This window comes from Luteitalea pratensis (assembly GCF_001618865.1).
GTDB lineage: Bacteria > Acidobacteriota > Vicinamibacteria > Vicinamibacterales > Vicinamibacteraceae > Luteitalea > Luteitalea pratensis.
The window spans coordinates 81,589-100,824 of record NZ_CP015136.1 but is presented as its reverse complement, the minus strand read 5'-3'; the positions used below and the strand labels follow the sequence as shown (position 1 = coordinate 100,824).

At 65.5% G+C, this 19,236-nt stretch carries 19 protein-coding genes and 2 pseudogenes; 9 read left to right on the top strand and 12 right to left on the bottom strand.

All coding sequences use genetic code 11. The annotated features are described in order from the left end of the window. Window positions 1-20: 20 nt before the first annotated feature. Genes LuPra_RS00450 through LuPra_RS31445 form a run of 3 tightly spaced genes read right to left on the bottom strand, consistent with a single transcriptional unit; the run spans window position 21 to window position 2,158 of the window. A complete protein-coding gene (locus tag LuPra_RS00450) occupies window positions 21-824 on the bottom strand; it encodes a hypothetical protein (RefSeq protein WP_110168937.1) in 804 nt (267 codons plus the stop codon). Window positions 825-878: 54 nt separating this feature from the next. Further along, window positions 879-1,517 (bottom strand): DUF2182 domain-containing protein, encoded by a 639-nt coding sequence (locus tag LuPra_RS00445; RefSeq protein ID WP_234800654.1) that lies wholly within the window; start codon window positions 1,515-1,517, stop codon window positions 879-881. Continuing rightward, on the bottom strand, window positions 1,517-2,158 hold the full coding sequence (locus tag LuPra_RS31445) for a DUF1326 domain-containing protein (RefSeq protein WP_157898574.1): 642 nt from the start codon (window positions 2,156-2,158) through the stop codon (window positions 1,517-1,519). Before LuPra_RS31445 ends, LuPra_RS00445 begins: the two co-directional genes overlap by 1 nt. 145 nt (window positions 2,159-2,303) lie before the next feature. Here LuPra_RS31445 and LuPra_RS00435 point away from each other — a divergent pair, with 145 nt between their 5' ends. From LuPra_RS00435 to mtnC, 4 genes are all read left to right on the top strand, one after another. Then, window positions 2,304-3,008 carry a YqgE/AlgH family protein gene (locus LuPra_RS00435; RefSeq protein WP_157898573.1) on the top strand — a complete coding sequence of 235 codons (705 nt, stop codon included), beginning with the start codon at window positions 2,304-2,306 and terminating at the stop codon, window positions 3,006-3,008. A 258-nt stretch (window positions 3,009-3,266) separates the two neighbouring features. After that, window positions 3,267-3,974 carry a methylthioribulose 1-phosphate dehydratase gene (gene mtnB / locus LuPra_RS00430; RefSeq protein ID WP_157898572.1) on the top strand — a complete coding sequence of 236 codons (708 nt, stop codon included), beginning with the start codon at window positions 3,267-3,269 and terminating at the stop codon, window positions 3,972-3,974. Further along, window positions 3,952-4,518: a 1,2-dihydroxy-3-keto-5-methylthiopentene dioxygenase gene (locus tag LuPra_RS00425; RefSeq protein ID WP_110168933.1), complete on the top strand. Its 567-nt coding sequence runs from the start codon at window positions 3,952-3,954 to the stop codon at window positions 4,516-4,518. Before mtnB ends, LuPra_RS00425 begins: the two co-directional genes overlap by 23 nt. Beyond that, window positions 4,515-5,258: an acireductone synthase gene (mtnC, locus tag LuPra_RS00420; protein ID WP_234800653.1), complete on the top strand. Its 744-nt coding sequence runs from the start codon at window positions 4,515-4,517 to the stop codon at window positions 5,256-5,258. Before LuPra_RS00425 ends, mtnC begins: the two co-directional genes overlap by 4 nt. A 109-nt stretch (window positions 5,259-5,367) precedes the next feature. Here mtnC and LuPra_RS34190 read toward each other — a convergent pair. The 4 genes and pseudogenes from LuPra_RS34190 to LuPra_RS00395 form a co-directional block, all read right to left on the bottom strand. Further along, window positions 5,368-6,338 (bottom strand): annotated as a pseudogene (locus LuPra_RS34190) (squalene cyclase). 275 nt (window positions 6,339-6,613) lie between these two features. Beyond that, window positions 6,614-8,587, bottom strand: coding sequence for a DUF2075 domain-containing protein (locus LuPra_RS00405; protein ID WP_234800652.1), 1,974 nt, complete (start codon window positions 8,585-8,587; stop codon window positions 6,614-6,616). Window positions 8,588-8,906: 319 nt separating this feature from the next. Beyond that, entirely contained in the window at window positions 8,907-10,619 is a 1,713-nt protein-coding gene (locus LuPra_RS00400; RefSeq protein ID WP_110168929.1) for a M4 family metallopeptidase, read from the bottom strand. Between the two features lie 53 nt (window positions 10,620-10,672). Beyond that, entirely contained in the window at window positions 10,673-11,128 is a 456-nt protein-coding gene (locus LuPra_RS00395; protein ID WP_110168928.1) for an HAD family hydrolase, read from the bottom strand. Between the two features lie 1,051 nt (window positions 11,129-12,179). Between LuPra_RS00395 and LuPra_RS31440 the strand changes: the two genes are divergently transcribed. The 3 genes from LuPra_RS31440 to LuPra_RS00385 all read left to right on the top strand — a co-directional run bounded on the left by LuPra_RS31440 (window position 12,180) and on the right by LuPra_RS00385 (window position 13,405). After that, window positions 12,180-12,326, top strand: coding sequence for a hypothetical protein (locus LuPra_RS31440; protein ID WP_157898571.1), 147 nt, complete (start codon window positions 12,180-12,182; stop codon window positions 12,324-12,326). Between the two features lie 120 nt (window positions 12,327-12,446). Then, window positions 12,447-12,728 carry a hypothetical protein gene (locus LuPra_RS31435; RefSeq protein WP_162271264.1) on the top strand — a complete coding sequence of 94 codons (282 nt, stop codon included), beginning with the start codon at window positions 12,447-12,449 and terminating at the stop codon, window positions 12,726-12,728. Window positions 12,729-12,949: 221 nt separating this feature from the next. Continuing rightward, entirely contained in the window at window positions 12,950-13,405 is a 456-nt protein-coding gene (locus LuPra_RS00385) for a S26 family signal peptidase (RefSeq protein WP_110168926.1), read from the top strand. A 66-nt stretch (window positions 13,406-13,471) separates the two neighbouring features. On the opposite strand, the gene LuPra_RS00380 is transcribed toward LuPra_RS00385, so the two are convergent. Further along, entirely contained in the window at window positions 13,472-14,530 is a 1,059-nt protein-coding gene (locus LuPra_RS00380; protein WP_157898569.1) for a sugar phosphate isomerase/epimerase family protein, read from the bottom strand. A gap of 238 nt (window positions 14,531-14,768) precedes the next feature. Here LuPra_RS00380 and LuPra_RS00375 point away from each other — a divergent pair, with 238 nt between their 5' ends. Further along, the gene (locus LuPra_RS00375; RefSeq protein ID WP_110168924.1) at window positions 14,769-15,197 is read left to right on the top strand and encodes a secondary thiamine-phosphate synthase enzyme YjbQ; all 429 of its coding nucleotides are present in this window, start codon (window positions 14,769-14,771) and stop codon (window positions 15,195-15,197) included. 582 nt (window positions 15,198-15,779) lie between these two features. Here LuPra_RS00375 and LuPra_RS00365 read toward each other — a convergent pair. From LuPra_RS00365 to LuPra_RS00345, 4 genes and pseudogenes are all read right to left on the bottom strand, one after another. Further along, the gene (locus tag LuPra_RS00365; RefSeq protein WP_110168922.1) at window positions 15,780-16,397 is read right to left on the bottom strand and encodes a DinB family protein; all 618 of its coding nucleotides are present in this window, start codon (window positions 16,395-16,397) and stop codon (window positions 15,780-15,782) included. A gap of 638 nt (window positions 16,398-17,035) precedes the next feature. Next, window positions 17,036-17,230: pseudogene (locus LuPra_RS32470) on the bottom strand (Y-family DNA polymerase); the annotation flags it as partial. Window positions 17,231-17,323: 93 nt separating this feature from the next. Continuing rightward, the gene (locus LuPra_RS00350; RefSeq protein ID WP_110168920.1) at window positions 17,324-18,118 is read right to left on the bottom strand and encodes an oxidoreductase; all 795 of its coding nucleotides are present in this window, start codon (window positions 18,116-18,118) and stop codon (window positions 17,324-17,326) included. A 12-nt stretch (window positions 18,119-18,130) separates the two neighbouring features. Further along, window positions 18,131-18,586: a hypothetical protein gene (locus tag LuPra_RS00345; protein WP_157898568.1), complete on the bottom strand. Its 456-nt coding sequence runs from the start codon at window positions 18,584-18,586 to the stop codon at window positions 18,131-18,133. 59 nt (window positions 18,587-18,645) lie between these two features. Between LuPra_RS00345 and LuPra_RS00340 the strand changes: the two genes are divergently transcribed. Continuing rightward, window positions 18,646-19,173 (top strand): hypothetical protein, encoded by a 528-nt coding sequence (locus LuPra_RS00340; protein WP_110168918.1) that lies wholly within the window; start codon window positions 18,646-18,648, stop codon window positions 19,171-19,173. Window positions 19,174-19,236 lie beyond the last annotated feature (63 nt).

The following is a 19,236-nucleotide window of genomic DNA, read 5'->3' as shown; positions in this document are numbered from 1 at the left end:
CCATCGTTGCTGCGCCGCGCTCACAGCACCAGGACCACAACGGGGAGCACGAGGTTGTCCTTCAAGCCCGAGATTCCGTACTTGTTGTGCCAATACACCCAGTCGACGCCGACGTACAACACACCGGGCTTCTGCCAGTACGCTGACAGATCGAGCATCACTCTCGGCGTCGACAGAATCTGCGCCGCGCAGTTGGCGTGGCGGGTGGTGAAATCCACGAAGCCGTTCACTTTCAGAGACGTCTTGCCAGCGCGGATCGGCAGCGACCAGGAGGGAGTGACCTGGAAAGCCGTTGCCGTGCAATCGGTGGGCTGGCCCTGGAAACGGCCGCGATCGATGTAGGCCACCGTATTGACTGCGAGGAAGGCAAACCCCGGTACGTTCAAGCTGAACGTCAGTCCCGGCAGTACGACGAACGGGCTCGGTCCTGTGCTGCGGACGCCGGTGTTCAGTCCAACGGTGACCCCGACGTCACCGAGGATCCCCTTCGAGCGTTCCCGTCCGCTGAGAGCCCGGAGGCTCAACGTCGGATACCACTCGCCGTACACCTCTTTCGCGTTCGCGTCGGCATCGCTCCACGATCGAAGAACGTCGACGAACAGGTAGCTGCTCCACCACCGGCCGGCCGCCGTGTTCTCGAACGTGAAGATGTTCTTGGGAACGTCCTCCGCGATGCCCGGCTCCTGAAAAGTCCAGCCGTAACGGATGTTGACGTTCGAAACCGTGAAGGATTGTTGAGCCTGCGCGAGCGCGGAAGGAGCACACGTCGGCCAGAGCGCCGCGAGAATCGCGCAAGCGATGACCCGGTGCGTCAGCACGTTCATCGGAGTACCCATTTCGGGAAAGCTGATGCACATCCCACTCTCCGCCAGAGCGCGTCAATTGTAGGTGATCAGACCAACCTCGCAGAGGCCAGCGACCAGGAACGCGGCCCCAAGTGCGCGACGCAGCAGCTCGCCATGTGGCGTCGTCTGTTCCAGGAGCGCGACAATTCCCAGGGCCGTCATCCACCACAGATTCATTGCCCCGACCGCAAACGCGGTGGCCATGAGCGCCCAGCAGCAGCCGACGCAGAAGAGCCCGTGATGCACCCCCATGCGCAAGGCACCTATCGGCCCGTCGATCCACCGTGTCAGGAAATAGCCGAGCGGCGTCCGGCAATGGGTCAGGCACGCGCGTTTGAGCGGCGCGAACTGATAGATCCCGGCGACGAGGAAGATGAGCGCGGCGGCGTGCGGTACGACGACATCGCCGGATGGTTCCATCAGGGCCGTCCGCTGCAGACCGCGCTGCAGAAGTGCGGCGCCGAGCGCGTAAGCAAGCCATGCCAGCAAATAGCCGGCGGCAAACTGTGTCGTCGCCACGATCTCGGTGCCCCGCTGCGCCCCGCTGAAGCGATGATAGGCGCGAACCCAGGGCCATGCAGTTGGCGCCATCATCGCCGCCATCATGCCGAACCACATCACCGTCAGCGTGGCAAAGGCGCCGTCGACGACCGCGTGCGCGTGGCCGTTCATCACATCGGCGCCGGGGACGGTGACCGACCGTCGACGCGCCACTCGAAGTGCGAAAAGAGGCCGTGCGACCCGGACGTCCGGAACCGGACGACGCCATCGTCGTACTCCGATTCGCCGAGGGCAATTACCTGCGTGGGGGCATGGATCTGGTTGAAGATGTTTTCGAACAGCACGGGCTTCGACTTGTCGCGGCCGCGAATCCGGGTCACGACGGTCGTGAGTCGATCGACGATGGAGGCGCGCTTGACTGGCCCATCGTCCTCGATGGCGATGGCGCGGAACTCCGTCGGCTGGCGCGTCGCCACAAACCCTGCCAGCTTCTCCCAGGGCCCGCCCGCCAGTCCGAGGAGGATCGTCTCCAGCGCTCGGCGCTGAGCTTCGGATGCCACCTCGTCGATGATGATCGTCTGCAGCCAGCCGCCGTCGATCATCCGTTGCGGCGTGTCGAAGGCGACTATCGCGCGCGTGCCCGCCAACGAGACGGCGCCGAACACGCCTTCGTCGATGCGGAGCGCCCAGTAGCCCTTGCAGCGCTCGTGCGTGCAGTTCTGGCTGAAGTGCATGTGGCCGGGGCACACGAGCGCGCAGGAACAGTTCTCGAAGATCAGGCCGCGGACGTACCAGGATGGATGAGGGGTCATGGCTCGCCTAGAATCAGGTATCCGTGAATCGCGATCTTCGCATCTTGCAGCGCTGGGACCCAGGCAGCAAAGCCAGGCGGCCGTGCCCGTAGTCGATGCGACGGGCGCGTCGTCATGCACGCGTTCATGCGATGCTGATGGCGCCATGCGCAGCTCGACTCCCTGGGCCCGTGTCCGGACCGGCCGCGCGGGTCGGCTCCCCGACGTGTGGGGCCTGCTGCTGATCGCCGCAGCGGTGGCCGCAATGCTGGTGGAGCCACGGGCAGCGACGCTGCAGCCGGGACGTGACGTCATCGTCCGCGAACTCGCCGCCGGCAAGCTGCTCGTCGCGGCGCGCAACCTGCCGGACCCGAACTTCACGGACACGGTCGTGCTCCTCGTGCAGTACTCGCGTGATGGCGCCGCCGGGCTCGTGATGAATCGGCCGTCGGATGTCCCGCTGTCGCGAGCGCTGCCCGGTGTCGCGGCGGCTGCCGGCGCCGTGGCAACGGTGTTCATCGGCGGGCCGGTCTCGCAGCAGGCCGTGCTGGCGCTGTCTCGGGTGGCCTGCGACGCCTGCCCACTCCTCGGCCGCGACGTGTATCTGGTCAACACAGCGGACGCGCTGCAGAAGCTCGCCAAGGGAGCGGACGTGCGCCAGCTGCGCGTGTACCTCGGTTACGCCGGCTGGGGACCGGGGCAGCTCGAGGCCGAAACACGGCAACGCGCGTGGCACGTCCTCAACGCCGATGCTCGCATCGTGTTCGATCCGGATCCCGAGACCTTGTGGCGGCGGGTGATCAGGCAAACAGAAACCGTGCTCGCGCGAACAGCGATACCGGAACATGTGGGTTCTACTGTCGGACGATGACGTTGCCGTGCCGCACGTGTGCGTGCGTCAGGCCGTCCGCCGCCGCAGCCCGACAACAGCTTCACTCCCAACAGCGCGATCGAGAGCGCTACCCTGCGCTCTCGATCACAGCCAGCGTCGGTTCGCCGACCACGTCTCCACCGGGAACCGAAACTGATGCACAGTGCGATCGCGGCCCATCCCCGATCGGCTCACTACTCCTCTGCCGCGTCGAGCAGGAGAGCGAGAATCGGGTCACCACTGGCGAGCGCGGCGAGGATGACGGCTGCGCGTCGCGCTCATCTCGAAACGGTTACCGTCATCACGTGGACTTGGGATATCGTCGTTTTTCTGGCAGGAATGGCGGAAACGGCACGCGTACAGGCCCTCATCGCCGCGGGCCGCAGATTCTACGGCCGCAGTTGGGTGCTGGCGACCAGTGGCAATTTCAGCATGGTCAGCTCGGTGTCGCCATTGCGACTGCTCATCACGCAGAGTGGTGTCCACAAGGGCACCCTGACTGCAGGGCAGTTTCTGACCATCGACGCCAGCGGCCGAGTGGCTGGGCGCAGGAAGGCCCGGCCCTCGGCCGAGGCTCAGCTTCACGTCGAAATTGTGCAGGCACGGGGAGCCGGTGCGGTGCTGCACACCCACTCGGTGTGGAGCACGGTGCTCTCGGAGCGTCATGCCGCAGCTGGTGGTATCGCCATCCAGAGCCTGGAGATGCTGAAAGGGCTGGATGGCGTCACGACGCACACCCATCGCGAGTGGGTCCCGATCGTCGAAAACGACCAGGACATGATCCGCCTTCGGGGCGTAGTGGGGCACCTCCTCCGCGACTACCCATCCATCCACGGGTTCCTCCTGCGCGGGCACGGGCTCTACACGTGGGGGCGGACGCTGGCCGACGCGGAACGACACGTGGAAACATTGGAATTCCTGTTTCAGGTCATAGGAGAACGTCATGAGCCTGATCCGCATTCCTGAACAACAGCGCACGATCACCGGCACCACGGACGTCACGGCGTTTCTCGCCAGCCACGACATCGATTACGAACGTGCCAGCCCCTCGGTGCCCCTGGCCCCAGGAGCGCCGGCCGCCGACGTGCTGGCGGCCTATGCCTCAAAGATCGCCGAACTCAGCGCTCGTGGCGGCTATGTGACCGCCGACGTCATCGACGTCTTCCCCGATACGCCCAACCTCGATGTAATGCTGCAGAAATTCAAGACCGAGCACTGGCACGACGAGGACGAAGTTCGCTTCATCATCGAAGGTCGGGGCGTGTTCCACATCCATCCGGCCAACGGTCCGGTGTTTGCCGTCGAAGTGGAGGCAGGAGACCTGATCCGGGTGCCGCGCGGCACCCACCATTGGTTCGACCTGTGCCAGGAGCACCGCATTCGCGCGATCCGCTTGTTCCAAGATCCATCGGGATGGACACCGCATTACACCGGCAGCGGGGTGGACGCCGGTTTCCAGCCGATGTGTTTCGGGGTGTCGTACCTTCCGGTCGTACCGCCGGGCGTGTGAGCGCGGCCTTACGGTTACGCGGCGTCGAGGCGGTCGTGCTGGACATCGAGGGCACGACCACGCCGCTGTCATTCGTGCACGACGTCCTGTTCCCGTACGCCCGGGCGCACCTCGACGCATTTGTCGGGGACCCGGCAAACGACGAGGTCGTGGCCGGAGTGTCGGTGCGACTCGAGCAGGAACGCGCTGCCGAAGTCGACCCCACCGCCCCGCAATGGTACGCCTCGACTGCGGAGAAGCGCCGGCGCTCGGTCATCTCGTACGCCGTGTGGCTCATGGCTCGCGACCGCAAGTCGCCAGCTCTCAAGACACTTCAGGGGCACATCTGGGCCGAAGGGTACCGGCGTGGCGCTCTGCAGGGCGTCGTCTACGACGACGTGCCGCAAGCGCTTGAACGATGGCACTCAGCCGGCATCACGCTGGCGATCTACTCGTCGGGCAGCGTGCAGGCGCAGCAGCTGATCTTCTCCACCACGGCCGCAGGCGACCTCACAAAATACTTCTCGCACTACTTCGATACGGCGGTCGGCCCGAAGCAGTCATCCGACAGCTACGCGCACATCGCCACGGCGCTCGGCCACGCACCATCGCGCATCCTCTTCGTGTCTGACGTCGGGGAGGAGCTGGCTGCTGCTCGCCTTGCCGGGCTTCAGGTGGTGCTCGCCGTGCGCTCGGACCAGTCGACGTCACGCGAACCCGGTGCCGACCAGATCATCCGAACATTCGCGGACCTCGAGTAGCGCGCGCATCGACGTGTGACTGTGAACTTTCCGGCGCTGGTCCTCCGGAGCTGTCCGAAATCCGTTCTGGCATGTCCCGCGCGAGCCGCTGATCACCTGGCGCTGCTCATCACGCGCGCGTCGCATGCAGATGGGCGTCCCACCACGCGAGCACGCGCGTGCCGATGCACGTCAGCCACTTCGACGGCTGGCCGGGTGGCACGTCCACATCGAACCACACGCGTCCGGGATACCGCTGCTCCTGCAGCCAGGTGCCGTCTGGCCGGCGAGCCTGACGGATTGTCTCGATGGCCTCGGCCATGCGAAGGTCTGGCGCGGTGCCGTCGTGCGCGGTGGCGTCGCGAAAATAGTCCGCCGCGTGCAGGATGGTGTAGCGCCAGCGGAACGGATACGCGAACGTCGTCAACCACGGCGCCACGAGTTCGCCGGTGGACAACCGGCGCATCAGGCGACGCTCGAGCAGGTAGGCCTCACCGGCGTGTCGCGCGGCCCGGAGCGCGTCGGTGCCTCCGGTGGCAATCTCATGGAACAGCAGCGCTTTCAGAGTGTTCAGCGTCGAGTGGAATGATGATCGAGTCGAGCCGTTCACCCACTCGCAGTTCCAGCCACCGTCTCGAGGCGATGCTCGAGGAACCATCGGCCGATGCCCGACACATCGACTCCGAGCCAGGCGCCGTTGGCGAGCGTGTACGCATTGATGCAGCAGTCCACCTCGCCGCCCCAGTACGGCAGGCGCTCGTACTCCCAGCGGCTGTTAGTGGCGAGGCGCTCCGCTGTGCCTTCGAGCGTGGATGCGTCCACGCCCCAGTCGCGGAGCGTGTTGAGCGTCCATGTCGTGGCTGTCCACGGTTGCCCGGCACCCTCGGCGGTTTCGCGACCGCCGAAGTCGAAATCTTTCGGGAAGAACGCGCCGCCTGCCCACTGGCCGTCGGCGTCCTGGAGCGCCAGCAGCCTGCCGCCATGACCTTCGGTGGCGACGCGATCCCGCGTGGCCTTCCAGACCTCTGGCAGTGCTCCAGCAATGTCGCGCTGGACCTGCCACCGCAGCGCGGGGTCAGAGTCCAGGAGCCACTCGACCAGGTCGCGGGTCACGAAGCGTCGTTTCTTTGGTCACGAGGGGGGACGGCCGTGGCTCACGCGCCGGCTCGGCGAGCTTTCGCTTCATTGGCAGCCCGTAGTTCTGGCGCCACCGATCTTCGGTCCGCGGGATGAGCGCCTTCGGGACCCCGCGATGCGTGAGCTTCAACTCGGTGCGGTGATCAGCGCGATGCGCAGCTCGTCAATGATGCCGCGGTCCAGGCGCCTCATCTCGACCGGCGCGCCATGATGCAACTGACGTGCGGCCACCACCGTAATCAAAGCACAGGAACGCCCACGTCGCGCAGGTAGCCGAACGTCTCGTCGTAAAACCCTGGCAGCCGTGTCGGGTCTCGCCGGTCGCCAGGAGGGACAAAGATCACCATCCCCTGACGAGCGCGTGTCAGCAACACGCGATAGGCGTTCAGCAGGTAGCGTTGCCTGTCGCGCTGCTTGACGTTCGTCCAGGCATCGCCCCTGAATGCGTGGTAGCGCCACTGGCCATCGATGCGGCGAAGGTCGGCGTCCCATGTGACGCAGGCCCAGTCGACTTCGAGTCCCTGCACCTGGAACTCGGTGGCGGCGTCCTCCAGGTAGTAGCTCGAGCGCGTGTCTTCCGGATCCCCCAGGAACCAGTGAATCGGATCGACGCTGACTCGCACGTCGATCGCATGTGGCTTCAGGCGCAGGGCCTGCGAGGAGGCCACCAGGCCGTACTGCTCGGAGCCCCGCGCCTGGTCGCGGATCCACTGCTTCGCCAGGGCGAGGTCGCGCGTCGCGATGACGGGGTAGCGGGCGACGACCTCGCGGAGCATGTCCCGGGCGCCTTCCTCGTCGCAGTCGAGCAATGCCTTCACGAATGCCGACACCTTTTCGGACCGGAACGATCGCATGGACGTCGACAGGTGAAGGCGCTGGTCCTGGACCAGATGCCCGGACGCGCTCATCTCGGCGATCGACGTGCCGGCGCCGTACTCCGAGGCCGAGAGGTCGGGCGACAGGTACGTCCGCCAGTGCGGGAACCGGCGCGCCACGGCATCCAGCCACGCGCTGATCCCAGCCTCGCCGGTGTGAATCTCCTGGCCGCCACCGACCAGGCAGACGATCACCGCCCATGCGTCGTGACGATCGAGGTAGGAGATCAGGAACTCCGACTCGGACTGGTCGAAGTCGGCCCTGCCCTTTCGCCGCTTCATGAAGTCGGCGGTCTTCTCGCGGTTCCAGGCTCGTTGCGCCTCGTCGAAGATGACGACGTGGTCGCCGGGTGCCGCCGGATCGCGCACGCCATCGTCGCGGAAGTGGTGCACGTTCTGAATGAACGGCTTGACCTGCTGCCGGATGGCGCCCTTGCGCATTGCACCGTTCTGGCGGCGATACTCGTCGCGCGTCAGCGCCTCCTGCAGCACCGCCACCAATGGACCGTTGCCGGACAGGAACACGGCGCGCGTCTCGCCGAAGTCGCGCCGCTGAGTGGCGACGTTCAAGCCCACCAGCGTCTTGCCGGCCCCAGGCACGCCAGTCACGTAGATGATGGCCTTCTCGCGGTTCTCGCGGGAGCGTTCGATGATCTCCTCGACCGTGCCGGAGGTGATCTGCAGGTTCTTGGCACCGGCGTCGTTCCGCGTGATCGCCTGCACCGAGTGTCTGGAGTAGAGCGCGCGGGCGGCCTCGACGATCGTCGGTGTCGGCTGATACGGCGAGCGGCCCCAACTGTCCGCGTCGATGACGGGGCCGTTGGCATCCCGCAGTGCGTCCGCGATTGCCTGCCGGAGTTCCCTTGGCGCCACCTTACGAGGTGGACGGACGCCATCGACGTGCGGCGTTTCCCACCCTGCGTCGCCTGACCTCGCCCGCGTGGCTACGAGCACCGGGAAGATCGGCGCCTTGTGGCTGGCCAGGTGGAAGTTCTTGAGGTCAAGGCCGTAGTCCCACGCCTGGTTGTAGCCCGCGGTCGTGAACACCTTCTCTCCGCACTTGAATTCGACCGGGATGACGACGGGCCCTGCGATCACGACGGCGTCGATCCGGCTGCCGAGACGCGGGACGTCGAACTCGAGGAAGAGTGCCGCCTCGACGTCCAGCCCGCTGAGCGCTTCCCGAAGAAGCTGAAGTTCCTCTGCCCACGCCAGCTTCTGCGTGGACTCGAGGGCTCGATGCGGGTCGGCCATCGTGAGCCGCCCGATGACCTCATCAAAGGGTGTGGCGAGGAACGCCTGGACGGAGGCGCTGTAGTAGGCGGACGTCCCCCTCACGCTGGCCTGGGGCATAGCGCCTGAAGCTGAACCGGACGACGGGACGGTCGGTGGCGGCACGGCGGCGCCAGGATACTCGAGCCTCACTCGCTCCGAGGCATCACCGTGCGAATCTGGGACCGTTCCGGCGATCCCATTCGCGGGCTCGTGGACGAACAACGGCCGGCCGGCGGTTCACGACCGCTCTCATGGGATCGAACCGACGCATCGAGGCAACGCCGGCCAACCGGCGTCTTGATCATCCGGGTCTCGTCGATGGAGCCTCAGAAAGTCGCCTGATGCTCGTGCGCTGACTCAGGGCCTCTCCTTCGACTGGACTCTACACGATGCCAGCCGCCGAGAAGCCTTGCTCCACGGTTTGAATCTTCTTGGCTCGAGTAGCCGCTGGGTCGTTGCGGAACAGCGACTGCGCCGACGCCACGGCGCCGACACGGCTATCGATGAACTGAGATGTTCGCGACAGGCGTTGCGTCAGCGTCAGATAGAAGATTGCGGCGCATTCTTTCGGGGTGAAGACGAAGTCACCAGAAGAATCCTTGGCCGTCATCACCTTGAACGCGGCGAAGTTGTGGATGCCGCTGTTGGTGTGAACGCCGCCGTGATCGCGCGTGGTGACGACAAAATCGCGCATGTGTTTTGGCTGGCTGAAACGTGTCGGATCGCTGAGGTCGCGGAGCGGCCTGCCATTCGCAAACAGGCGTTCACCGAGCTCCCAGTCGAACGCGCCGAGTGCTTTACCGAGATTGGAAATCAGAATCCCGAAGATGTCCGAGTACGACTCGTTCATCGCGCCGGCTTGGCCCTGGTACTCCAACCGGGAGGTGTGATCGGTGACGCCGTGAAACATTTCGTGCCCGACGACGTCGACGTTTGCCGACAACGAGAGCATCGAGGTCCCGTTGCGGCGTTGGCCGTACACCATTTGAGTACCGACCCAAGCTGCGTTGAACCATTCTCTGGGACCAGCCGGTTCGCTCGACGCGATGCAGTTGATGCTGGAAATGAGCGTGCCGCCCCGGTTGTCGAGGCCATTGCGGCTCAACGTGTCGCGCATGAACTTGGCGACGACCGCGGCATTGGCATGTGCACTGACGGCGCCGGGATCCCAGGTCGGAGGATTGGCGACGAGGCCACCCGGCAGCGCGTTCGCGGGATTGTCGAGATCTTTAAAGCGGAAGTCGAACGTCTGGATGTTGAGCGAGGCATCCACCATCGTTTTCTTCGCACCAGTCTTCGCGGCTTCGAATGTCCTGCTCGTACCGAAGCCGTCAACGGCGGCTTCGGTAACGGCGGCCATCATCGCGGTTCGCGGCAACTCCTTTACCAACTTGCCGGTGTGCGCGTCGACGACGAAGTCCATGCGGAGAGGCACGCGAACCGCGGTTTTGCCTTTGTGGGCGGGGCCTACCGGCACGTCCTGCGCGATGTACACCAGGCGCCACTTGGAGTCGTCGGCATCGTAGTAGTAGTTGAGCTGCGGCGTGATGCCATCGAGTGCCTTCTTCAGGCCGGGCGCCCTCTTGACGGTGTCCATTGCCTCCGCCGGCGAAATCTTCGCGACCGCGCTCACGTTCGAAGGCTTGCCGCAGGCTGAAGTGACGCTCAGTAGACTGTTCTTCTCATCCAGCTCGACCGATACGAGCGAGCCATATACCGGAATCTTGTTGAGCTGCTGGCGAAACTTCACCATCGTCGTTCCCGTCAGGGGGATGCTCTCGGTTCCGAGAGTCCGGTACTCGCTTACGGCGCCGTCGGCGACGGGCGCCACAAGACCGGGAACCGAATCGCTCTCGAGCGCCTGCTTCAGATACAGGCGGGCAGCGGATTCGGGATCCATCTCGGAGACGTTGGTGGCGGCGCCGGCGAATCCGGCGAAGTCACGCCGTTCGGATCGAAGAGCCGAGAAGAGGCGCTCGCTCTTCTTGTCGAGAGCGTGCATGTTGAAACGGCTCAAGCCATTGGACCGAAGGGTTGCCCCGGCTTTTCTGTCAGCTGTCTTCTTCGCGGATTTCTTTGCAGACTTGGTTGCCATGGCGATTCGTCTCCTGCAAGAGCCAGGTTGCTACGTCTCGACTGGCGATGCGTTCACGGCATCGTCTTCAAGACGTGAAAGAGGTGCAGCGGGTGGAACGCGGTAGCAAAATGAGCCGATGACGCAACAGTCCGCTCCGACGCATCCTCACCGACAAAAACGCAGCGCTGTGGCGAAGTTGCCGCGCGTGAGGCCGCGAGAGTGAAGAAGGCTTTCTTGGTCTTGTCCAAGCCTTCCACGGAGCTGTAGAGGAGCAAGGCCGGGTCGAAGAAGGCGAGGACGCCCGCAGCGCCGAGCACAGCAGCCATGTTGGCGGCCGTCGTGCCCGTGGGCGTGTTCGAAATCACACCGAGCCTGAGTCCGAGACCCGATGGGGGTGGATCCTTCAGCCTTTTCAGAATGTCCGTGGCGAACGGAAACGGGTCGAACCCCGTGATGCTGCCGCCGGCTCCGACGCGCCCGACGCCAAGCGTGTCCCCGAGGTCGAAGAACACCACGGTTCCAGCCATAGGGAATTTCAGCTCTCAGACAGAAACGGATTCGATGAGGATCCCGATCTCGCGTGCCTTCCGAAAATGATGCTGAAAGTCGGTGACTGCCGTCCTCACGCGAATCTCCGCGGTCGCAGGACCGGTCATCCACTTTACGCGAATGCTCCCAGCGGGTCGAGGCGGCCTTTCGAGGCCGAGTTCTGGTCGCCACCATCACCGCCGGCATGAACCATCCAGGCGGTTCTCACTGCCCCGCGATCGCCTGGCACGTGGCGTCCGCAGGCAGGCCATGATCGTCGGCCTCGCATGATGTGGATTCCCGATTGTCAGTCCCGACCAACGGACCCTCGCGAGGTGGAAGGGATCTCGTTGACTCAAACCGACGCGCGTGAAATTCTCCGACGCAGGCCCCCAACCTCTACGAAGCAGGCGTTCAGCTAGGGAGACGAACGACGACAGCCATCGAAGTGCAGATCCTGCTGCTCAGTTGTAGAGCGCGACCTGCGACAACTCTGGCACGGTATTCGGCTGCTTCTCCGGTTCGGCAGTCATGCTCATGTAACGGTCCTATTGGCGCTGACTTCGGAAATCGAGAGTTGACTGCATAAACGCTCATGTTCGACATTCCGAACGGGGATGGACGAGATCTCCACGCCGTGGTTGCGAACCCGTGCAAACTCCACGTCGAAGGGAGCGTGAGGAGGTGGTTTGGATTGGCGCCGCGTTGGGCGGCGGCCGCAGTGGCCTTCGGAATCGACAAGTGGCGTCGTTCGCGAGGAAATCGTTACGCGACGCGACGAGGCGCACGAATGGGCCGACCAGCGCGACCTGCCGTGGTTCGACGACCAGGCGCACTTCCCGGACTGCCGCGTCGAGTACGAAGACCGCCACGGCACGCGACCAGCACTGCGGCGTGGAAGGTTACGACGCCGCACTACCGGGGCGGGCATGCCGCCGCCACGGCACGCGCCGGCTTCGCCTGCCATCGCGGTGGCGGGCTCTCCGGGCGTCATGGAGGCAGCCGCAGGGGTAGCGGTCCCCGCGGTGGACTCGCAGAGGAACTCCTCCGATGATCGACCTCCACATCGTGGAACGTCTCAGACGTCAGCACATAGTGCACGAGGTGAGACTGCGGCAGGAAGGGTTCACTCCGAAGCAGGCGGCCTTCCTGTTGCTCGTGCTGCAGCACTCGGGCGTGTTCGTTGAGCGGCAGTAGTGCGCGTATGCAGGCATCACGCACGGCCAGAAGACGCACGACTTCCTGCGTCGGCTCACCGGGAGCGGGCTGGCGCGCGAGGTGCGTCCGGGCGCGCTGCACCGCGGACGCCTCTACCATGTGCACCACAAGCGTCTGTACGCAGCCATCGGCGAGCCCGACAACCGCAAAAGGAGACCCGCGCCCATCGGCACGCTCGCGTCGAGACTGATGCTGCTCGACCTGGTGCTCGACGAGCCGTCGCGCCTCTGGCTCGGCACGTCTTGCGACAAGCGGCAGTCCTTCACCGAGCTGGACGGCGACAAGCGCCTCGACGATGTGGACCTGCCGCATCTGCGCTACGGCATCGGGCGCGACCGCGTGCTGCGGCTATTCCCGACAAGTTCCCGATCGGCACGATAACGCAGGAGCCCGACACGCACGTGTTCACGTACCTCGTCACGCGCGCAACCCGATCGACTTCCGAGCGTTCCTGCAGCGCCACCACTGGTTGCTCTGTTTCGGTGGCCCGTGGATGCTGCGCGTCGCCCTCCCGCGCCCGTTCCATGGCGTCGAGGGCCGCTACTGGAGCGTGATCCGCGAAGAGCTGTTCGCACCCATGGCCCTGAGTCGACCTCCAGGAGTTGGAGTGGTACTGCCAGGAGCGCCTGCACCGCGAGTCTGACCCGTCACCCGCCAGCGACCGGCGCTTCGACGAGGCGGAGCGCCGCTTCAAGACAGCGCGGTGTGCCTCGCTCTATCGCCAGTTCAAGCAGCGTCGCATGGCTGCCCTCTCCGGCGTCGTGACACGCGTGCTGCTGGACAAGATGCAGCGGAAGGAGGCGCGGGTGGAATTCGTGCCGCTGAAGCGGCAGTATTTGCACCTGGCGCCGCTGGTGGCGAGTGGCGTAGACCGAGACGTCCGGCTTGCTCATGGCAACATGGCCGTGGCGGCTTCGCTTATCACGGCGCTTCACCGGCGCAACAGCTCGGACAGCCGACACTGGGGCGCGGTCCCGAGCGACTATTTTTGGGGTCGCATCAGCGTTCGCTGGTGGCCATCGGTGGGACGCGTCGACGGGCCGAGCGCCCGTCAGTAGATCTGCAGCGGCGAGGTGCCGCCTGCCACGCGTATCGCAGAGGGGTTGAACGTGCGACGCGTGCTGTCAGGCCAGCAACGCGTCGCGGCAGTACTCGAAGCTCTTGCGGATCTCGGCCGGACGCGTCGAGCCCTCGGGGACGCGATATTCGAACTCGAGAATCGGCCGGATGTCCCACTTGCCGTCGCGGATCGCCTGCAAGGTCTGGCGGACGGGGGTGTCGCCCTGGCCGAACGGCATGTTCTGCCCGCCGTTGCTCCCGAGCTGCCGGTCCTTGACGTGGATGTGCGGGATACGATCGACGTGTTTGGTGATGAAAGGCAGCGGAGACTGGTTGTGCGTCGCCGTCCAGTGGCCGATGTCGATGTTGGCGCCGTTGTACCGCGCCTCGCCGAAGATCTCCTCGTAGAGCGCGACCGTCCCTTGCGCGTGGTGGTGGTAGGCCATGAAGACCTTGTGCTTGTCGGCAAAGGCGCCGATGCGCTTCGTGTCGCTGCGCGCCTGCGGCAGTTCACTCGAGATGGCTCGAGCGCCGAGGTCGCGCGCCATCTCGAAGAAGTAGTCGAGTTCCTCGTCCGAGACCGCATAGACGTCGTCCACCTTCAGCACGTCGATCAGGACACCGGCCTTTGCGTACAGCTGCCGCAGCTCCTTCACGCGGCTGGACGAGACTGAAAGGCGCCACTTACGGACCTCGTCCGCCTGCGTGCGTGCCGCGGCGACCTGCTCGGGCGTCTGCGTCCGTCCGCTTCCGAGGCCACCCTGCGCCATCTGCTGTGGTGTCGGCACTACCTGGCCCACCGCGCGGGCTGCCTCGCGCGCCTTGGCGGCCTCTGCGGCGGCGCGCACCGTGGGCGATCCGAGGAAATGCTCGACCGGCTGCGCGCGCAGTTCGACCGAGCCGACGCCGAGATCGACCAGGTGCTTCAAAAGGTCCTCGGCGGGGATGTTGTTGCCGAGACCGAGACTGTAGGGCACGTTGAGCCCCACCTGCACGCCGGCCCAGCGCGACATCGGCGCGGCTGCCTGCGCGCCGGCTGCTGCAACGGTCCCGCGTAGTGCCACGCCGAGGGCGGGGACACCCGCGAGTGCGACTCGTCCGAATTGGCGTCTGGTGATGGACATGCTGATCGGCTCGCCTCGTGTCTGGGAGTCGCGAGCGTAGCATGAGGCGGCGCAGGGCTGGCGGTCACTCGCGCAGCTGAACTGCCGACCGAGGTTCAGCGTGCGAACACGTCTGCGCGCCGGGGGGGCGGCCAACCAGTGACGGAGATGCATTCCGAGCGGCGTCGGGCGGCCAGTCGACCCTCACCGCTTGCGGTCGGGCTCTCCCGTTGGTCAACGGCGTAACATTTCCGGGCAGATGATGCGCCAGACGCTCGTCACGCTGAAGGTTGCGACGAAGGGCCGCGGGTTCCACGAGATCACGCGCGACGTCCAGGGGCGGGTCGCGCAGGCAGGCGTGCAGACGGGCCTCTGCACGCTCCACCTGCAGCACACCTCCGCCTCGCTGCTGATCCAGGAGAACGCCGACCCCGACGTGCGTCGTGACTTCGAGCGGTTCTTCGCGCGGCTGGTGCCGGACGGCGATGCGCTCTTCGTCCACACCGCAGAGGGCGACGACGACATGCCAGCGCATGTGAGGACGGCGCTCACGACGGTGAACCTGAGCGTGCCGGTGTCTGGTGGACGGTTGTGCCTCGGCACCTGGCAGGGGATCTACGTGTGGGAGCACCGACGAGTACCGCACACCCGATCGGTCGTCGTTCACGTCATCGGCGACGAGCGGTAAACCTCTCGCATGGCCCAGCGGCGACCTGCGCCCCTGACGGCGTCGCCGGCAAGGGGCGACGCAGGCGGATTCTGTTTCATGAGTCCCCTTTGCCGAACTCCGGTTTGTGAATGAGCCGAGCCCGACGTGCGCTTCACACACAGGCGGGGCCTCGTACATCGGCGTCAGCAGCCGCAGCCGGCGCTGGACGAGTGGAGACGCCATTGGCTCGTAGACGAACACATCCTGGTCTCGCTCGCGCAGCACGATGCGGTACCTCTGACCCATGCGGCTCGTGAAGTGGTGCCACGCCACCAGCTCGGCCACATCGTCGTGCCAATTGCTGCTGCGGTACAGCGACACGAATGGTGTTCGCTGTAGCACGCCGTACACGTTCTGCGCGTCCGAGACGGGGATGGGACGGCCGCCGCGGCGATATGCCAGCCCGTCCAGCAGCGGGTTCGCGTAAGCGCTCGCAATGGTCAGCCTGTCCGTCCACACACCAGTCGTCAGCAGTTCTGCATCAGCCTGGGGACGAGGGCCTGCGGCCGGCGTCAGACCCAACGCACTGTTGACCATGTGGGTCGCTTCGTGGAGCAGCACCTACACGATGGCTTCGAGCGTGCCAGCCCCGATCACGACCGTCCGCGCCGACCCGTCGAAGTCGAAGCAGGTGCGTTCCTTGTTGGTGAGGAGCTCGGACACGTTCTCGTGCAGCACGCCGGCGCGGATCGTCAGGTCGTACACAGGCGCTGGTGCATCCGGATCGACCGTCGACGTCAGCGCCGTGTTGGGCATCCCATCAAGGAAGCTGATCCGACGCAGACGTTCACGCAGCACACGCTGGTGTACGGGTGGCAGCGTCGTGAACGCCCGGCCAGGGACTGACGCTCGGCGTCGCTCAGCACGTGGGCTTTCGGCGTCGGCGGTCGTGCCCTCGTCCCAGAGCCGAAGGATCTCGGCCTTCGACGTTGACTTCGGCGGCGCGTAGCCGCCCCACTCGAGCGTCGCCAACCCGTGCGCCATTGGTCCAGCCGTGCTGAGCAGTTCGTTGGCGAGGTCCCCGAATGTCCTCATGCCGCCGATCGAGAACGTGAACAGCTGGTCGTCGGGGAACATCTCGATGACCCGCCGCGTCAGTCGGCGGTGGCCCTGCCAGTGCCCGAGCAGTGCATCGGTGGAGATGAACATCGTCGGCTCAGGTGTGTTCGTGCTCGCCATGACTCCCCCGCGGAATCGACGGTGTGCAGCCAGAGCTCTGGGCTGAGACTCGGGCCGTCACCGGTGGACCGCGATCCTAGCATCCGCGGTTGGCGACGAGAGCGCCGCGCACCCTCACGCCAGGCACGTCTGGCGCGATACGCCTCCGAGCAACGCCGACGGAACAGTGAACGCGTACGTCGAGATCTCGCGCGGCGACCGACGCCAATGAGAGCTCGACATGCGGCGGAACGCTCGCGCCATCGATCGCATGACGATTGCGGACGGCACGGCGCTCGTAGCCAAGACTCACGCCTTCTTCCAGAGATGTCGGGAACGCACGGGTCAGCCATGCAGCGTCGCGAGATGATCGCTTCATGGCTCATTCACAGCTCTCGTTCAGCAAGACGTCGGAACTCCTCTGGCACTGACGCACGCTTTGCAGCGCTGAACCGTAATCGACGGCTTGCCCTCCGAAGCGCTTGATGGCGTCGGTGGCCTGGTCTGCGCGCGATCGCGCCACGCCCTTCTTCGTGCCAGGACGGCGTCCCTCGTCGGACGCGCAATCGGCAGCTCCAGTTGAACGATCGACTGCTTCTCGAGATGTGACACCGAGATCGCCAAGAGCGAAATCGTCTTCTCGTCAGGGTGATTCTCCATCACCTCGCCGACCGGATCCCTGCGATCTCTGCCGGCGAACCGAAGGGATGCATGCAGCCTGCGCCGTCGGCGAAGGCCTCGTCGATGGACATGCGCTCGATCGACGGCGTGACGTCGCCCAGCACGTCGATGGCCGCAGCGCCGAGCCGCTGATACTCGTCGAAATGTCCGCCTACGAACACGAGGTCGCGACAGAGCTGCCGCGCCTAATTCACCGGTCTTGGCGCTGGCGAGCGACCGTCGGCATCTCGCTGCGCAAGGCGCGGGCGCTCACCGACTAGGCGTTGTCACAGCGTCTTGATCAGGCCGCCGTCGATCACGAAGTCCGCGCCCGTGATGTTCCCCGAGCGATCGCTGGCTAGAAAGAGCACCAGATCGGCGACTTCGTCGGGGCGTGTGAAGCGGCCCGTCACGAAGCCTCCTTGTGATGCGACGACGTGCTGGCGAGCAGTCTCGGGATCCACACCCGACGCCTTCGCAACGGTCGCCGCCACTCCTTCCGGACCGAGCCACAGCGCCGTCTCGACCGGGCCGGGGCTCACGGTATTCATCCGAACTCCACGGGGCCCGACTTCCTTGGACAGCGCCTTCGAGAAGTTTGTCAGCGCTGCCTTCGCCGCGCAGTAGTCGATGACGCCCGGATCGGGAAGGAAGGAATTGACCGAGCTGACGGTCACGATGGTGCCGCCGCCCCGTGCCAGCATCGGCGTCAGCGCGGCACGCGTTGTCCGCACGGCCGCCATGAAGTTCAGGTTCAGCGATGAGAGCCACTGGTCGTCGGTGACGCTCGTGAACCCATCGAGGCGCACGGCAACCGCCCCCACGTTGTTCACGAGGATGTCGAGCCGGTCGAATTCCTCTGCGCGAGCAACCAGCGCCTTGGGCCCATCGGGCGTGGAGAGATCGACTGACACCGCGCGAACGGCATCGTGTGACGCCAGCGCGCCGAGTTCACCGCCAACGTCGCGCGCGCCAGCGATCACGCGCGCGCCCTCGGCGACCAGTGCCCTGGTGATCGCCAGACCGATGCCCTTGCTCGCACCGGTGACCACGGCGACCTTGCCTCGCAGGTTCAGCTCCACAACATGACTCCTTCAAGGATCGGCCAACGTCGCGGCCGAACGCACCAGGGACGAGGGCGCCTGGCTCTCGTCGAACACCGGCCGCTCCGGGTCCACCATCAACCAGCAGGCGGCGCCCACCAAGAAGAATATGCCCATCAGATACAGCGGCACGTCCCAGCTGCCGAACCACTGCACTGAGTACGCCACGATCAGCGGGTTCAGCATCGCAGCCAGGTTTCCGAGCGAGTTCATCGTCGCACCCACGACGCCCACCTGGTTACGTCCGACCTCGATCACGGTCGCCCACGCGGCACCGAGCGTAAACATGGTCATCCCGGTCGCTGCCGCGATCAGAACGGCCGCTGCGACGGGCGACGACGAGCGGGCGGCGGCCAGCAATGCGCCGCCCGCGATGAGGTACGACACCGCACCAAGGCCGCATCGCCCCACGCGCAGGCCATAGCGCGAAGCCAGCCGGTCTGTCACCACGCCGCCCAGCAGATCACCTCTACATCGCCCGTCCCGGCGAGCGACCGCACGAGGTTATGGCGCTGGCTCCGGACGCGGACTGGAGCCGGGCGATCGTGTGGTCGCCAGACAGCCGCAAGGTCGGGTTCGTCATCAACGACCAGCGGCTTGCCGTGTACGACACCCGCAGCTTCGAGTTGGAAGCGATGCTGCTTCTGGTCTCCGATGGCTCGAACGAGGTGCGTTCCGTGGCCTTGGGTAATACAGGCTCCGTGTCGTTCGACCTGGTCGAGCGGGCGGTGATGAATGTTCCGATAAAGGATGGCCAGCGTATGCAGGTCGGGGCTGTCCGGATCGGGCAGTACCGACCGGGCAGCCACGTCGTGAGGCCGGAGCGCATGCTCGGACGTCGGACGCTTGCCGGCCCTGGACCACGCTTGTCACTTCGCCTCGGGCACCTGATGGCCAGCCGCTGGCCACGGATGGGTGGGCACGTCTGCAGGTCCGGGATGGCCGTCACGTGTGGGCGCCGTGGACCAGGGGTCGCGATGCGATCGTGCGGCTTCCTGCGTTCGATCCTGGCCCGTTTGCCGTCCTCGAGGTGAGCGTCAAGGGGAACTGGCGAACGACCGTTCGGAAGGATGTCGTGATGAGTTCGTCGCCGGTCG

What these genes read in the sequence shown, in the direction of transcription:
- LuPra_RS00450 (WP_110168937.1), bottom strand. Translation starts at nt 824, where the DNA reads ATGAACGTGCTGACGCACCGGGTCATCGCTTGCGCGATTCTCGCGGCG.
- LuPra_RS00445 (WP_234800654.1), bottom strand. Translation starts at nt 1,517, where the DNA reads ATGAACGGCCACGCGCACGCGGTCGTCGACGGCGCCTTTGCCACGCTG.
- LuPra_RS31445 (WP_157898574.1), bottom strand. Translation starts at nt 2,158, where the DNA reads ATGACCCCTCATCCATCCTGGTACGTCCGCGGCCTGATCTTCGAGAAC.
- LuPra_RS00435 (WP_157898573.1), top strand. Translation starts at nt 2,304, where the DNA reads ATGCGCAGCTCGACTCCCTGGGCCCGTGTCCGGACCGGCCGCGCGGGT.
- mtnB (WP_157898572.1), top strand. Translation starts at nt 3,267, where the DNA reads ATGACGGCTGCGCGTCGCGCTCATCTCGAAACGGTTACCGTCATCACG.
- LuPra_RS00425 (WP_110168933.1), top strand. Translation starts at nt 3,952, where the DNA reads ATGAGCCTGATCCGCATTCCTGAACAACAGCGCACGATCACCGGCACC.
- LuPra_RS00400 (WP_110168929.1), bottom strand. Translation starts at nt 10,619, where the DNA reads ATGGCAACCAAGTCTGCAAAGAAATCCGCGAAGAAGACAGCTGACAGA.
- LuPra_RS00395 (WP_110168928.1), bottom strand. Translation starts at nt 11,128, where the DNA reads ATGGCTGGAACCGTGGTGTTCTTCGACCTCGGGGACACGCTTGGCGTC.
- LuPra_RS31440 (WP_157898571.1), top strand. Translation starts at nt 12,180, where the DNA reads ATGATCGACCTCCACATCGTGGAACGTCTCAGACGTCAGCACATAGTG.
- LuPra_RS00380 (WP_157898569.1), bottom strand. Translation starts at nt 14,530, where the DNA reads ATGTCCATCACCAGACGCCAATTCGGACGAGTCGCACTCGCGGGTGTC.
- LuPra_RS00375 (WP_110168924.1), top strand. Translation starts at nt 14,769, where the DNA reads ATGATGCGCCAGACGCTCGTCACGCTGAAGGTTGCGACGAAGGGCCGC.
- LuPra_RS00365 (WP_110168922.1), bottom strand. Translation starts at nt 16,397, where the DNA reads ATGGCGAGCACGAACACACCTGAGCCGACGATGTTCATCTCCACCGAT.
- LuPra_RS00340 (WP_110168918.1), top strand. Translation starts at nt 18,646, where the DNA reads ATGGCGCTGGCTCCGGACGCGGACTGGAGCCGGGCGATCGTGTGGTCG.